Origin of the sequence: Dietzia sp. DQ11-71, assembly GCF_014144995.1 — a bacterium.
Classification (GTDB): Bacteria; Actinomycetota; Actinomycetes; order Mycobacteriales; family Mycobacteriaceae; genus Dietzia; species Dietzia kunjamensis.
In genome coordinates, this window is sequence record NZ_JAALDT010000003.1 from 1 (window position 1) to 13,973 (window position 13,973).

The 13,973-nt window shown below is 70.5% G+C and carries 14 protein-coding genes and 1 pseudogene; 5 read left to right on the forward strand and 10 right to left on the reverse strand.

The window, feature by feature from the left end; all coding sequences use genetic code 11:
• Positions 1-587 (reverse strand): cbb3-type cytochrome c oxidase subunit I (locus G6023_RS00100; protein WP_182633760.1); only part of this gene is annotated, 587 nt, incomplete at its 3' end.
• 121 nt (positions 588-708) lie between these two features.
• Between G6023_RS00100 and G6023_RS00105 the strand changes: the two genes are divergently transcribed.
• The gene (locus G6023_RS00105; RefSeq protein ID WP_182633761.1) at positions 709-1,404 is read left to right on the forward strand and encodes a Crp/Fnr family transcriptional regulator; all 696 of its coding nucleotides are present in this window, start codon (positions 709-711) and stop codon (positions 1,402-1,404) included.
• A 6-nt stretch (positions 1,405-1,410) separates the two neighbouring features.
• Here the strand turns inward: G6023_RS00105 and G6023_RS00110 are convergent, their stop codons facing one another.
• From G6023_RS00110 to G6023_RS00120, 3 genes are all read right to left on the reverse strand, one after another.
• The gene (locus G6023_RS00110) at positions 1,411-3,429 is read right to left on the reverse strand and encodes a M13 family metallopeptidase (protein WP_182633762.1); all 2,019 of its coding nucleotides are present in this window, start codon (positions 3,427-3,429) and stop codon (positions 1,411-1,413) included.
• Between the two features lie 142 nt (positions 3,430-3,571).
• Positions 3,572-4,123: a hypothetical protein gene (locus G6023_RS00115; protein ID WP_182633763.1), complete on the reverse strand. Its 552-nt coding sequence runs from the start codon at positions 4,121-4,123 to the stop codon at positions 3,572-3,574.
• A gap of 237 nt (positions 4,124-4,360) precedes the next feature.
• A complete protein-coding gene (locus G6023_RS00120; RefSeq protein WP_069390025.1) occupies positions 4,361-4,873 on the reverse strand; it encodes a DUF4395 domain-containing protein in 513 nt (170 codons plus the stop codon).
• Between the two features lie 101 nt (positions 4,874-4,974).
• On the opposite strand from G6023_RS00120, the gene G6023_RS00125 reads away from it, so the two are divergent.
• Together G6023_RS00125 and G6023_RS00130 are read left to right on the forward strand one after the other, a co-directional pair.
• Positions 4,975-5,436: a hypothetical protein gene (locus G6023_RS00125; RefSeq protein ID WP_182633764.1), complete on the forward strand. Its 462-nt coding sequence runs from the start codon at positions 4,975-4,977 to the stop codon at positions 5,434-5,436.
• A gap of 25 nt (positions 5,437-5,461) precedes the next feature.
• Positions 5,462-6,151 (forward strand): pentapeptide repeat-containing protein, encoded by a 690-nt coding sequence (locus tag G6023_RS00130; protein ID WP_182633765.1) that lies wholly within the window; start codon positions 5,462-5,464, stop codon positions 6,149-6,151.
• Positions 6,152-6,229: 78 nt separating this feature from the next.
• On the opposite strand, the gene G6023_RS00135 is transcribed toward G6023_RS00130, so the two are convergent.
• Complete coding sequence (locus G6023_RS00135) at positions 6,230-6,502, reverse strand: hypothetical protein (protein WP_067715983.1); 273 nt, start codon at positions 6,500-6,502, stop codon at positions 6,230-6,232.
• Between the two features lie 244 nt (positions 6,503-6,746).
• Here G6023_RS00135 and G6023_RS00140 point away from each other — a divergent pair, with 244 nt between their 5' ends.
• Positions 6,747-7,802 carry a glycoside hydrolase family 25 protein gene (locus G6023_RS00140; RefSeq protein ID WP_182633766.1) on the forward strand — a complete coding sequence of 352 codons (1,056 nt, stop codon included), beginning with the start codon at positions 6,747-6,749 and terminating at the stop codon, positions 7,800-7,802.
• Positions 7,803-7,829: 27 nt separating this feature from the next.
• Here the strand turns inward: G6023_RS00140 and G6023_RS00145 are convergent, their stop codons facing one another.
• The 5 genes from G6023_RS00145 to trmB form a co-directional block, all read right to left on the reverse strand.
• The gene (locus tag G6023_RS00145) at positions 7,830-8,210 is read right to left on the reverse strand and encodes a DUF3054 domain-containing protein (RefSeq protein WP_227022187.1); all 381 of its coding nucleotides are present in this window, start codon (positions 8,208-8,210) and stop codon (positions 7,830-7,832) included.
• A complete protein-coding gene (locus G6023_RS00150; RefSeq protein ID WP_182633767.1) occupies positions 8,207-9,538 on the reverse strand; it encodes a lysylphosphatidylglycerol synthase transmembrane domain-containing protein in 1,332 nt (443 codons plus the stop codon). The genes G6023_RS00145 and G6023_RS00150 overlap by 4 nt, the downstream gene beginning before the upstream one ends.
• 64 nt (positions 9,539-9,602) lie before the next feature.
• Entirely contained in the window at positions 9,603-12,056 is a 2,454-nt protein-coding gene (locus tag G6023_RS00155; protein ID WP_182633768.1) for an MMPL family transporter, read from the reverse strand.
• Positions 12,057-12,066: 10 nt separating this feature from the next.
• Positions 12,067-12,741, reverse strand: coding sequence for an NYN domain-containing protein (locus G6023_RS00160; protein ID WP_182633769.1), 675 nt, complete (start codon positions 12,739-12,741; stop codon positions 12,067-12,069).
• Positions 12,742-12,787: 46 nt separating this feature from the next.
• Positions 12,788-13,582 carry a tRNA (guanosine(46)-N7)-methyltransferase TrmB gene (gene trmB / locus G6023_RS00165; RefSeq protein ID WP_182633770.1) on the reverse strand — a complete coding sequence of 265 codons (795 nt, stop codon included), beginning with the start codon at positions 13,580-13,582 and terminating at the stop codon, positions 12,788-12,790.
• A gap of 155 nt (positions 13,583-13,737) precedes the next feature.
• Between trmB and G6023_RS00170 the strand changes: the two are divergent.
• A pseudogene (locus tag G6023_RS00170) lies at positions 13,738-13,973 on the forward strand (hypothetical protein); the annotation flags it as partial.

Consider the following 13,973-nt stretch of genomic DNA (forward strand, 5'->3'; position numbering starts at 1 on the left):
GTGGTGACGAAGTTGACGGCACCGAGGATGGTGCCGATGCCGCCGATGCCGACACCGAGGATCCAGAGGTCCGCGCCCACGCCCGGGGAGTGGATCTTGTCGGACAGCGGGGCGTACATGGTCCAGCCGAAGGACGCGGCCCCGCCGGGGGTCAGGAAGCCCGTCAGCACGATCACGCCGCCGGCGGCGAAGAGCCAGTAGCCGAACGCGTTGAGCCGCGGGAACGCCACGTCGGGAGAGCCGATCTGCAGCGGCATGATGTAGTTGCCGATACCGATGACGATCGGGGTGCCGTAGAACAGCAGCATCACAGTGCCGTGCATGGTGAACAGCTGGTTGTACTGCTCGTTCGACAGGAACTGCATGCCGGGCAGGAACAGTTCGGCCCGGATGAGCAGTGCCATCAGACCGCCGATGCCGAAGAAGACCAGGCACGTGGAGATGTACAGGATGCCGATCAGCTTGTGATCGGTCGTCGTCAGCATCTTCCACACGAACGCACCCGGCCGACCTCCACCCGCGGGGACGCCCGGCGGGTGGTCGAGCTGGTGCGCCGGGCGCGTGGGCGGTACGAGAGTCTCCGACATATCGCTCCCCTGTCGTTCGTTCATCCGAAACTAGGCCGGGAGCCCCGGAACCGCATTGATCTAGGTCAACTTGATGTGAGGAAATGCACACGTGGGCGCCCCACAGGGCCACACTGGTGACATGACCGCGCACGGGGACGATTCCGGAGTCACCGGGTCCGCGCTGTTCTCGGGCTCGGTCCTGTTCGCCTCGCTGCCACCCCGGTGCGGGGCCGCCCTGGCCGCCTCGTCGCGGACGAGTACGGCAAGGCCAGGCGCGGTGGTGCAGGTGACCGGGGAACCGGTGGGCCGCCTGGTGGTGATCACGGCCGGGGCCCTCCATGTCGTCCGGGAGGACCGGTCCGGGCACCAGCGTCACGTCCGGGTCCTCGGCCCCGGGAGCCATCTCGGCCTGGTGGAGTTCGCACTGGGCTGCCCTGCCCGTCACACCGTCGTCGCCGCGGAGGCCACCACGCTGACCAGCGTCTCGCACGGCGCGCTCCGGTCAGCGGCCGCCGCGTGCCCGGTGCTCAACGACTCGATCACCCGCGAACTGGCGTGGAAGGTGATCGAGAGCGAACAGCACCTGGCGTCGATCACCTCGGAGGACGTGCTCACGCGACTGTCCGCCTACCTCGTGTCGTTACCCGGGTCGCCCCGCCAGGACGGGCGGATCCGGGTGCGACTGCCACTGTCCCAGTCCGACCTGGCCACGCAGCTGGGGACGACCCCCGAGACGCTGAGCCGTCGACTACACGACCTCATCGCCTCGGGGGCCGTCGAGAGGGTCGCGCGGCGGGAGTTCGACCTCGACCACCGCCGACTCACCGGCGCCTGAGCACCCTCACCAGATGCTGACGCGCTCCTCGGGGGCGAGCCACAGTCCGTCGCCCTCGGTCACGTCGAAGGCGGCGTGGAAATCGTCGAGGTTGCGGACCACCTGGTTGCAGCGGAACTCCGGCGGGGAGTGCGGGTCCACGGCGAGCCGGCGGGCGGCCTCCTCGGCGCGGGTCTTGGTCCGCCACACGATCGCCCACGAGATGATGAGCCGCTGGATGCCGGTCATCCCGTCGATCTCCGGGCCCACGTCGGTGCCCTCGGCGGGTTCGCCGTCGGCGCCCTGTGCCAGCCGGTAGGCCAGCAACGCGATGGTGAGACCGCCAAGGTCGCCGATGTTCTCCCCTACCGTGAAAGCCCCGTTGACGTGGTCCTTCGTGGCGTCCAGGCCGTCGGGGGTGAGTCCGTCGTACTGGGCGATCAGCGCCTCCACGCGGGTTCCGAACGCCTCGCGATCGTCGTCGGTCCACCAGTCGACCAGGTTGCCGTCGCCGTCGTACTTCGCCCCCTGGTCGTCGAACCCGTGACCGATCTCGTGCCCGATCACGGCACCGATCGCCCCGTAGTTGGCGGCGTCGTCGGCGTCGGCGTCGAAGAACGGCGGCTGCAGGATGGCGGCCGGGAAGACGATCTCGTTCATCACCGGGTTGTAGTAGGCGTTGACCGTCTGCGGCGTCATGTGCCACTCACCGCGGTCGACCGGGCCGCCAAGCTTGCCCAGCTCGTAGTGGTGCTCGAACTCGGCGGAGCGGCGCACGTTGCCGAGCAGGTCGTCGGCGCGGACCTCGAGCGCCGAGTAGTCACGCCACTTGTCGGGGTAGCCGATCTTGGGCACGAACGCCTCGAGCTTGGCCAGCGCCCGCTCGCGGGTGGCCGGGGTCATCCACGGCAGACGGCTGATGGAGTAGCGGTAGGCCTCGGTGAGGTTCTCCACCAGCTCGACCATGCGCGCCTTGTGGCCGGGCGGGAAGTGCCGGGCCACGTACTCCTTGCCGACCTCCTCGCCGAGGGCGGCCTCGACCGCACCGACACCACGCTTCCAGCGGGCCTTGTTCTCCTCGGTGCCGGACATCACGGTGCCGTAGAAGCGGAAGTTCTCGTCCACCAGGTCCGAGGTCAGGAACGGCGCGCGCGCGGAGACCGTCCGCCAGCGCAGCCACTGCTTCCAGGTCTCCAGCGGCTCGGAGGCCCACAGGTCGGCCACGGCGGTGAGGAAGTCGGGCTGCATCGCGACGAGCCGGCCGAACGTCTCCTCGGTGCCGCCGAGCTCGCGGGCCCACTCATGCCAGGGGAAGCCGGGGGCCTGCTGCGGCAACTCGTCCCAGGTGACGGGGTTGTAGGTCTTGTCCGCGTCGCGACGGGCCACCACGTCCCAGTGGGCGGCGGCGATGCGGGTCTCCAGCGCGACGATCCGCTCGGCGGTCCGGCGGGCCCCGGTCTCCCCGTCCACGTCCTCGACCAGCCCGGCGAGGTCGAGCATCCGGGCGATGTGGTCGGTGTACTGCTCGCGCATCTCGGCGTACTGGTCCTCGCGGTAGAAGGACTCGTCCGGCAGCCCGATGCCGTACTGCACCAGGTAGAGGATGTACTCGCTCGAGTTCTTGGCGTCGTTGTTGACGTAGGCACCGATCAGCCCGCCGACGCCCACCTTCTCCAGCCGTGCCATCGCCAGCGCGAGCGAGTCGGCGTCGGTCGCACCGTCGATCTCGGCCAGATCGGGCGCGAGCGCGGCCACGCCGGCGGCCTCAACGGCGTCGGTGTCCATGAAGGAGGCGTAGAAGGCGCCGATCTGCGAGTCGACCGGGGCGTCGGTGATGATGTCGCGCACCCGCTCCTCGGACAGGTCGCGCAGGGCGAGGAACGCACCGTCGATCGGCCGGTCGGCGGGGATCACGTGCTCACGGATCCAGGTGCCGTTGACGTGCTGGTAGAGGTCGTCCTGGGGCCGGACGTCCAGATCGACGTACTGCAGGTCGAGGCCCGAGGGACGGGGCGCGTCGGTGGTGGGGATCTCGGTCGCTGTCATGTGACCAGGTTACGTAAGTGGTCGCGGGGTGGGCGGTCGGCACGACGTCGGAGGTCGCCACCTCCGTGACGACGACGAGGCGGGCCGACGGGATGCGCCGAACCGGTGAGGCGGGCCGGTGGTCGTGGATGCCGGACGCGGGTCAGGGCAGGCCGTGGCGGGCGTTGTGATCCTTGGCGCCCTGGTAGGCGTCGACCATCCCCCAGATCCAGAACCCGAACATGATGGGCAGTCCGATGAGGATGACCGAGAGCAGAGCACCCACGAGGTAGCCGGCGAGGATGCCCACACCCCTACCGGCCCGGCCGACCAGCATCGTCCCCAGGCCGGGCACGAGGAGGGACGCCACCAGCATCAGCGCCGGGTCCTTGCGGGCCGCCGGCGGGAACTGACCGTAGGACTGCATCCCGTACCGCTGACCATAGGACTGCATCCCGTACGGCTGCTGCGCCCCGTAACCGTACTCGGCGCCGTAGAAGGGCTGCGCGCCGTACTGACCCGGGTCGAACTGACCGCCGGCCTGCGGGGACCCGTACGGCGGGGTTCCGTACTGCGGGCTCCCGTACTGCTGACCGCCGTAGCCGCCGGCCCCGTACTGCTGACCGCCGTCGCGACCGGGCCACTGCTCGTTCGCCCGACCGCCGAACGGGTCGTCGGGCCGGTCGGAGGCGTTGCCGTCAGCGGGAATACTCATGGATCCACACTATCGCGGCACCACGACAGGTCGTCCGCCATGAAGTCTGCTCACACCGCCACCACGAGCGGCCCCGGCTGCACGTCCTCACTGGCTACGCTGCCCGATTGCACACTCATCGAAGGGTCTCGCTGCGGGAATGGACCATTCCGGGCGCACAGTCGATGCGGCAGCACACCTCGGACCGGACGCGATGGAACTCTGCCACGCGGGCCGGGGGCGGCTGCGGAACCACCCTCAGTTGCGGGCCGTCATCCCGGGCCGCGCCCAGATGTCCGCGCAGTCCACGCAGGCGTCCTCCGATACGATGCCGACCCGCTGGAGCTGCCCGTACATCCAGCAGCCCAGGCAGAAGCCGAGCGCGGCCTCGGCGAGCGCGGCGGCCACCAGCACACCGAGCACGACGCTGCCCGCCACCGTGAACCCTGCGAGGAACAGTCCGAACGCGATCGAGGACATCACCAGGCCGATCGTCTGGGCGAATCGCTTGGGCGCGCCGGCGACCATCTTGGGCTCGTCGCTGACCCGGGGTGCGAGCACATGCACCGACAGGCGACCGAACGGCGAGTACCGCGGGCCGCCGGCAACCCGGAGCGCGAAACCCACCACCAGCGCTCCCGCCAGCCATGTCCGGGCGGGCTCGGGAGCGAGGAGGGTGACCACCGCGAGCGTCACCACGAGGGCGGCGGTGCACCGCGCGGCGTAGTCGTTGACGATCTCGGGGAAGACGAACGCTTCTCGCAGACTCACAGTTCTCGCTCCTCACACACTTCGATAGACCGATCGGTCTACCCCGCGGACCAGAGTACGCCTGCGCCCCGCGGATTCCCAGATGCCGCTAGTGTCGGCCCATGATCCCCGGTAGAGCAGCGGCCGGCACCGTCGTCGCGGCGGCCGCGTCACTCGCATTGGCGCTGTCCGGGTGCGGCCAGGTCAGCGTCGGAGACCAGACCCCCGCGACCGCGGACCCCGCCGTCCCGGCCACGGCCACGGCCACCTCGACCATCGCGACGGCCACCTCATCCCCGGGAGCCGCGGACCCCACCGCGACGGCGCCGCCCCCGACGCCCGGGCCGGCGGCCACCCCGGGCTGCGGGACACTGACCGAACCCGTCCACCGGCTCGTCCACGGCACCGACGACGACCGCGAGGCAACCTCGGCCGAGGTCCGCCGCCTCGCCGACGGGGTCACCGACAACGCGCTGTCCGCGGTGGCGAGTCGACTGTCGGGCATCGCCGTGCAGCCGACCGGTTCCCCGGCAGCGCTGGAGGCCCAGTGGGACCAGTTCCGGCGACTCTGCGACCTCCCCTGATCGCGCCCCCTCTACGCTGACGGCCGTGCCCCCACCGCTGCGTCGCCGTTCGAACTCACCCCGTCCACCCGCCGCCCCCGTCGTCCCCAGGCGGGAGCAGCTCGAGCCGCCGCGCACCGAACTCGAGACGGACGGCCTGTGGGACGGGGCCCTGGCCACCGCCGAACACGCGCCCGACCCGGAGGAGGGCGCGGCGCAGATCGGCGGGATGGAAATCCGGGAATCCGCACTCGAGAACCTCCGGTTGAGCGGAGCCCGCGCGGACGGCCTGAGGCTGACCGATGTCGTGATCAGCGGCTGCGACCTGTCGGGACTGGTGGCCGACGGCGCCTCGCTCACCCGCGTGAGGTTCGTGGGCTGCCGGCTGACCGGGATCGTGTTGTCCGACGCACGGCTGACCGACGTGTCGTTCGAGGACTGCCACGCGGACATGATCAACCTACGGATGGCCCGACTGCAGCGGGTCCGCCTCGCCTCGACGCGGTGCCGGCAGGCCGACCTGCTCGAGGCGCGCATCGCCGATCTGACCACCGAGGGCTCCGACCTGCGTGGGGCCGCGTTCGACCGGGCCACCCTCTCGGCGGTGGACCTGCGCGGCGCCGACCTGGAGGACCTACGCGGGGCGTCGGCATTGCGGGGCGCCCTCATCTCGCCCGACCAGGTGCTGGGCGTGGGCCTGGCGCTGATCGGCGAGGCGGGGATCCGGGTCGACTGACCGGCCATTCACATCCGGCCGCACACATCCGACCGCCCCGACCTCAGGGCGCAGCGCGTCGAGTCGCTCGAGGAGAGCTCAAATCAGGTGCGAGGCGGACTCGCGCCACTGGTTCACCGCGCGGTTGATGATCGCCTGGAGCTGCAGGATCTGGTCACGATCGGTGAGCGTGATGCCCTCCGCCCCGGTCTGCAGCCGCAACTCCGGAACCCCCCGCCCCGCCCCGTGCTCGTCCAGCATCACGGTCTCGGCGACCGACACCTCCAGAAAGGGGTCGTCGCCCGGGCCATCGACCTCGGTCACGAGGTCTTGGCGGTAACGCGGGGTGGTCAGGTCGATCGCATTGTTCATGGAGGGGCACTCCCGACTGGTCGGTGGGATTGCCTTAATCGTAGGTGAGGAAACCAGGTCATCGAACGCGTGGGGCAGCGTGTTACAGGTTGTGATCAACCCGTGATCTTGGCCACTCTCCGGTCACTCTCCGGCCACCCTCCGGCGCCTCACCGCGACCGCTGCCCGGGCCGGAACTGGACAGATGTGAGAAATGTTGCGTGAGTTGCTTGTGTGACTGAAGGGGTTGCAACATACTCAGCCCATGACATCTGCCGGACCGTCGGCCCGACGCGCCCCCCTTCCCCGCCTTCTCGTCACCGTGGCCTCTGCAGCAGCCCTTTCTCTCGGCCTCCTCGTCGTCGTCATCTCCCCGCGCGCCGACGCCGGCGTCCCCCTGGCGCCCGCCTACCACGGCCTCGCGCAGGGGGTCGACGCCGCGAGCTGGCAGCACCCGCACGGTGCCGGCGTCGACTGGCACGCGGCCGCCGCGTCCGGGCAGTCCTTCGCGTTCATCAAGGCCACCGAGGGCACCGGACCCGCCAACCGCTACTACGAGTCCGACGTCGCCGATGCGCGCGCCGCCGGCATGCTCGTCGGCAGCTATCACATGGCGCGCCCCGCCATGGACCCCGCGCAGCAGGCCCACGCGTTCGCCGACCGACTGCAGTCCGTCGGCGGCCCGCAGCTCCCGCCGGTGCTCGATCTGGAGAAGGACGAGGGCCTCGACCCCGCCGAGCTGGCCGACTGGACGCAGGTCTTCCTCGACACTCTCGCCCACCGGACCGGTCGCGCGCCGATCCTCTACACCTACCGCTACTTCTGGATCGATCGGATGGCCAACACCCACCGCTTCGCCGAGTTCCCGCTGTGGCTCGCCGAGTACGGGGTGTCCGAGCCCACCCTGCCCGTGATCGGCGGCTGGAACGAGTGGCTGTTCTGGCAGCGCTCCGAGACCGGTGAGGTGCCCGGCTTCACCGACGCCGTGGATCTCAACGTCTTCGCCGGAACCCGCGACGACCTCCACGCCTGGCTCGGCCACGTCGAGCCCGCACCCGCACCCGCACCCGCGCCAGCCCCCGCACCCGAATCCACACAGGAGCCCGCACCGGCGCCGCCTCCCCCGCCCGCCCCAGAGCTCGTGTCGGACCGCGAGATCGTCGAGGCGCCCGCCGGGGTCCCGCCGGAGGCACCCGTCCCGGTCGAGCCGTTCACGATCCCCGTACCACGCGACCTGCCGGCCCCGGACGGGGTGCGCCTGCCGGAGACCATCGAGATCCCCCGCGAGGTCGTGGCCCAGCTGCCGCCCGGAATGCGCTGACCCGGAATGCGCTGACCGCGGGGGACGTCAGCGCGGTGCGGGTTCGCGTCGCCGCACCACGGCGGCGCGGATCGCACGCCATCCGATGAGGAGGACGGCGGTGACGACGCCCGCCACCACCATGAAGCTCCAGTGCGGCACACGCCCGTCACCGAGACCGCGGATCACCATGCCCACCACCAGCGTGGCCAGCCACAGCAGTACGCCCGACCCGACGGCGGCGGGCGGGCGGCGGGTCGTCAGCAGGATCAGCCACCCCACTGCCAGCCCGATGAGGAACGGCCACGCCGTACCCCAGACCTGGGCCACGCCGAGCCCCTCGGAGTGCGCGCCCCGGCCGAACGTGGAGAACACCACCACCAACACCGCATCGAGCACGATCATCACCGGCACGGCCACACGACTCACCGTCTCTTCCCCTCCCGTCGCTCGCTCGCGCTGACCGAGCAGGACGCATCGCCGGCCTCGTCGTCCACGACCCCGTCCTCACGCACGCGCAGTAGCGGGATGGGACCCGAGTCGTGGTGCACGTGGGGCCGCCACGGTGTGCCCTTGAGCGGCCACATCGCCGAAATCCCGGCCGGCGGGGCCGCCGCGACGGTCTGCCGCGACGCGGCGGTATACGCCGCCGCGGGGGACGGAGAGGGGGACGACGACGAGGTGTTCTCCCCCGGGTCGTCGGCGTTGTCCGGGTCGGCGTCGGGGTCGAGGTCCACGGCACCCCGGTAGAAGAGGAAGAAGACCACCCATCCGGCCAGGGCGACCAGCACGAAGCTGACGATGCGGTAGACGAACACCGTCGCGAACGCCTGATGCGCACCGAGCCCGCCCGCGGTCAGGGTCGTGATGAGCGCGAACTCCACGGTCCCCAGCCCGCCGGGCGTGATGGGCGCGCTGGCCACGATCTTGCCGGTCACGTACGCGATGCACAGGCCGCCGATGCTGTGCTGGGCACCGACCGCGTTGGCCGCCGCCCACAGGCAGCCGATGTCGGCGACCCAGTTGAGGAGGGAGAACGCGAAGGCCTTGGACAACTGCGTCTTGGTCAGTTCGACGGCCTCGGCCTGCTCGACGACCTTGCGCACCGCGGCGGCACCGTGGTCGGCGGGCTTGCGACGTCGTGCGTTGACCCACTCGAGGAGCGCCAGGAGCGACCCCTGGATCCTGTCCGGGTTCCGCGCGGCCCACTGGACCACCACCACGATCCCCACCAGGCCCATGGCAGAAAGCGCCAGCAGGAACGGGTTGGACACCGTCCCCACCAGGAAGAAGCCAAGCAGCGCCAGCAGGACGATGCCGACGGTCGACAGCACGCCGGAGATGACGAGCTGCCACGAGGCGACGACGCGGGTGGCTCCCCACTGCCGGGTCTTGCGGTAGGTCAGGGTGGTGCCGAAGACCTGCCCGCCGGGGATGCTCGTGGAGAACGCGTTGGCGGAGAACACCAGGCCGACGCTGCCCCAGTAGCCCACCCTGACACCGGCGGACTGCAGGAGCAGTTTCTGCACCGAGCCGTAGCTCGACATCGACAGGTAGGAGAACACCAGCGCGGCCGCGACCCAACCCCAGTGCGGGCGGGTGACGGCCTCGAATCCCTCGGCGAAGAACGGCATCTGGCCACGGAGCCAGTAGAGGATGAAGGCCAGGACAGTCAGGGTCGCGATGGCCTTGAACCACGGATTGCCCAGGACCACCCGGATGCGACGCCGCGCCTCGGCGCCCCGCGTGCCCATCATCTATCCACCATAACCAAAGGATCCGACCTGGCCCAGGACCCACACCGCCGGGCCCTGGCGAGCGTCACGCGTCGCGCCCCTGCTGACGTTCCCGCATCAGACGGGCGATCAGGTCGGAGGCGGGGATCTTCCCGTCCTCGGTGATGTCGGGTTCCTCGTCGTACTCGGGGTCACGGACCGGCTCGAACTCCGCCTCCGGCTCGAGCTCCGGCTCGGCCCCGGGCTCGCGGTCGAGCACGGCCACGGCGGTGGCGGGTCCGGCGACCTCTGTCCGTCCGGCGCCCGCGGAATCCGCGGAGACCTCGGAGTCCGCGGCGGGGACCGGCTCGGCCGCGCCGGTGGTGGCGGGTCGGCTGGTGAGCAGCTCGGGCTCGTCGTCGATCTCCGCCTCGCCGAGGCCGATCCGTTCCTGGACGCGCTTCATCCACCCGGGCGCCCACCAGTTGTCGGTGCCGAGCATCTGCATGACCGCCGGCACGAGCAGCATGCGGATCACGGTGGCGTCGATGATGAGCGCGGCGATCATGCCGAACGCGATGTACTTCATCATCACGATCTCGGAGAACGCGAACGCGCCGGTCACCACGATGAGGATGAGCGCGGCCGAGGTGATGATCCGGCCGGTGTTGGCCACTCCGCTGCGGATGGCCTCCGTCGTCCGAGCGCCGCGCGAGCGTGCTTCGACCATCCGCGAGACCAGGAACACCTCGTAGTCCGTGGACAGCCCGTAGATGATCGCCATGAGCAGCACCACGACCGGCGAGGTGAGCGGGCCGGCCGTGAACCCGAGCAACCCGGACAGGTGCCCGTCGACGAAGATCCAGGTGAGGATGCCGAGGGTGGCACCGAGGCCGAGCAGGTTCATGATCGCGGCCTTGATCGGCAGCACCAGCGACCCGAACGCGAGGAACATGAGGAGCGTGGTGGCGAGCAGGACGTACAGCACGAACCACGGCAGACCGTCGACCAGAGCCTCGACCGAATCGCGCTCCATGGCGGGGTTGCCGCCGACGTACACCTCGGTGTCGGCGGGGATCGGGAACGACTGCAGGTACTCGACGGTGTCGGCGGCGTCGTTCCGGTCGACCACGCCGGTCTGCAACACCACCACGTCGCGGCCCTGCGCGTCCTGCTCGCCCGAACGGGCGAACTGGAACGGACCGGTCAGACCCGGCGCCTCGTTGGCCGCCGAGCGGATCTGCGACAGGGTGCCGCCGTCGGAGCCGATCACCACGAGCTTGACCGGGTCGGTCCGGCTGCCGGGGAAGTTCTCGTCGTACTGCTCCTGCGCGACGCGCGTGGTGTTGTCCGGCGGGAGGTAGGTCTCGTTGATGCCGCCGAACTTCACGCCGGAAAACGGGATGATGAGCGCGACCAGCACCACGACGACGGGGATGGCCACGGCCACGGGGCGCTTCATGGAGAAGTCGGCGATGCGACCGAACAGGCCGTTCTCCACCTGCTCGCGCGAGCGGTGACGCTGCAGCCGCTTGATGCCGAGCATGTCGATGCGGTGGCCGAGCAGCATCAGCACGGCCGGCAGGAGCGTCACCGACAGTGCGGCGGCGAGGATGACGGCGGCGATCGCGCCGTAGGCGACGGACTTGAGGAACGCCTGCGGGAAGATGAGCAGCCCGGACAGGGTCACGCCCACCATGACCGCGGAGAACACCACGGTCCGGCCGGCGGTGGCCACTGCCCGGCGCACCGCCGCGTCCGGTGGGTAGCCCTCGGCCATCTCCTCCCGGAACCGGCTCACCACGAACAGGCCGTAGTCGATCGCCAGGCCCAGGCCGATCAGCGTCACCACGTTCTGGGCGAAGGAGTTCACCGGGGTCACCAGCGACAGCAGGTGCAGCGCCCCGAGCGAACCGAGGATCGTGAGCACGCCCACCGCGACCGGCATGAACGCGGCCACGACACCGCCGAACACCACGATCAGCAGCAGGAACACCAGCGGCAGCGCGATGAGTTCGGCGCGGACCAGGTCGGCGTCCATCCCGTCCTGCAGCGCACCGGCGACCGCCTGCACACCCGCGACATCGGTCTGGATTCCGTCGATGGCGATCTCGTCCTCGATCACCCGGAAGTTCTCGAGGATCTCCTCGTCCTCGCCGGCGATCTGGATGGAGGCCACGACGATGCCCTCGTCCCTGTTGACCAGGGCCGGGGACTGGTTGAACACGAAGCTGGTGACGCCGGTGACCTCGTCGGGATGCTCGGTGCGGATCGACTCGAGCGAGGCGCGGATCGGGTCCTGGAAGGCGGGGTCGTCGACCGAGGTGCCCTCGGGTGCGTGGTACGACACCACGACGTCGCCGAGCGCGTCGCGTCCGTACGCCTCCTGCTCGAGCCGTTCGGCGGTCGCCCACCCGCTGTCGGGGTCCTCGAACCCGCCCTGACCGAACGGGTTGCCGAACGCGGTTCCGGCGAGGCTGATGAACGCCATGACGAGAACCGAGCACACCAGGACCAGCACGCGGCGGTGGGCGACGAACCGCCCGAGTGAGTTGAACACCGGGGAACTCCTAGCGCGAGGTGAGCAGGGCCGTGAGCGGCCGCAGCGGCTGCAGCCAGGCACCCTCGTCGGGCAGGTTCTCGAGGCTGACCCGGGGCAGCGGCTCGCGGAACACACCGGGGATGTCCTCGAGGTCGAGGAACGTGAAGGTGTCGTGCTGGACGGCCCAGGTGGCGTGCTCGCGGAACCCGATCACCGTGACCGGGATGTCGTGGGCGAGGTCCTCCAGCGGTTCGCGGAACGCCTGACCGTCGGCCGACGCCACCACCACGCCCGCGAGGCGGCCGGAGCCGGCCCGCAGGTCGATGTGCTGGAGCATGTCCTCGTCGACGTCGGAGTCGTCGCTGGTCTTGGGCTTGGCGAACACGGCGAAGCCGACGTTGCGCAGCGCCTCGACCCACGGCCGGACGTTGTCCGAGGTGCCCTGGACGATGTTGGTGAAGACCGTCGCCTCGGCCTCGAGGGTGTCCTCGGTCTGCAGGGACAGGTCGGCGGTGTACCCGAGCAGCCAGCGGCCGAGCGCGTCGAAGCGCGGCCGGTAGATCGCGGTGGGGCGGCCGCCCAGGATGGACCCCAGCCCCATGTCGACGTTGGGCGCGTCCCACACCAGGAGCACCACTCCCGGGGCGTCGGGCGTGACCACGTCCGTCGTGTCGTGGTTGCGCATCTCGTCAGGTGGGGTCATCGCGTCCGCCTCGGTCGTCGTCGTTCGGGGGCTGTGGAGAAGGGCGTCAGTTCGTACGACGCCAGAGGAATTCGTTGATCACTCGCTCCTCCTGCAGCCCCTTGCCCTCGAACTTCGTCACGGGTCTGTCAAGACTGAACGGTACGTGCCCGAGGTCGGTCGCGGGGTCCAGCCGTCTCAGCGCGGGCTCGGCGTCGCCGGTCTCGCCGATCCACTCGGCGTAGTCGGCGTGGTCCGTGGCCACGTGCAACACGCCGCCGGGAGCCAGGCGTGAGGCGATGAGCTCGAAGGTGCCGGACTGCAGCAGCCGCCGCTTGTGGTGGCGGGCCTTGGGCCAGGGGTCGGGGAAGAACACGCGGACGCCGGTCAGGCTCGCCGGCGCGATCATGTTGGTGAGCACGTCCACGCCGTCGCCGCGGATCATGCGCACGTTCTCGAGCCCCTCGCGCAGGACCATGCCCAGCAGCTGGGCCAGTCCGGGCTGGTAGACCTCCACGGCGATCACGTCGACGTCCGGCTCGGCGGCGGCCATCGCGGCGGTCGAGGTCCCCGTCCCGGACCCGATCTCCACGATCAACGGTGCGCGGCGCCCGAACATCTGCTCCGGGTCCACGATCTCGTCGGAGACGTTGCGCCCGTAGGTGGGCCAGTGTTCCTCCCAGTTGCGCTGCTGGCCCGGCCGCAGGGTTCCGCGCCGGAACCGGTAGGCCGTCACCCGGGGGAACAGGCGGGCGCTGTCGTCGGGAGCGGCACCGTCGTCCGGAGTGGCACCGTCGTCCGGAGTGGCACCGTCGTCCGGGGTCCCGTCAGCCGCCGGGGCGGGGTTCTCGCTCTGGTTCACCCGGCCATCATCCCGTAATCCGTGGTCGGGTTACGAATCCGACCGACGTCCCCGCCCGTGCCGCGGGGCCGCTCGCCGCGCCGCGCGGGTGACCCTGCCTGGGGGAAGGTCTTGCCGCGGGCAGGTCCCCACGTCACGATTATCGCGTGCCGACCGTGACCCACGACACCGAGCCCCAGGCCCCGGTGCGACCCGAGAGCCCGGATCCCGCCGCGCGCGTCCGACGCCTGCTCTCCTCCGCCCGGGAACGCTCCGGACGGTCGGTCGACCCCGCCGTCGGCCCTGTCGTGTACGACCCTGGTGCGTACGGCCCGGTGGAGGAGGCCCTCGCGCGTTTCGACGCGCCCGTCGACATCCGGATCCGCGGCGGCCTGGGGTCGGGGCGCCGCAC

What these genes read in the sequence shown, in the direction of transcription:
- G6023_RS00105 (WP_182633761.1), top strand. Translation starts at nt 709, where the DNA reads ATGACCGCGCACGGGGACGATTCCGGAGTCACCGGGTCCGCGCTGTTC.
- G6023_RS00110 (WP_182633762.1), bottom strand. Translation starts at nt 3,429, where the DNA reads ATGACAGCGACCGAGATCCCCACCACCGACGCGCCCCGTCCCTCGGGC.
- G6023_RS00115 (WP_182633763.1), bottom strand. Translation starts at nt 4,123, where the DNA reads ATGAGTATTCCCGCTGACGGCAACGCCTCCGACCGGCCCGACGACCCG.
- G6023_RS00125 (WP_182633764.1), top strand. Translation starts at nt 4,975, where the DNA reads ATGATCCCCGGTAGAGCAGCGGCCGGCACCGTCGTCGCGGCGGCCGCG.
- G6023_RS00135 (WP_067715983.1), bottom strand. Translation starts at nt 6,502, where the DNA reads ATGAACAATGCGATCGACCTGACCACCCCGCGTTACCGCCAAGACCTC.
- G6023_RS00140 (WP_182633766.1), top strand. Translation starts at nt 6,747, where the DNA reads ATGACATCTGCCGGACCGTCGGCCCGACGCGCCCCCCTTCCCCGCCTT.
- G6023_RS00150 (WP_182633767.1), bottom strand. Translation starts at nt 9,538, where the DNA reads ATGATGGGCACGCGGGGCGCCGAGGCGCGGCGTCGCATCCGGGTGGTC.
- G6023_RS00160 (WP_182633769.1), bottom strand. Translation starts at nt 12,741, where the DNA reads ATGACCCCACCTGACGAGATGCGCAACCACGACACGACGGACGTGGTC.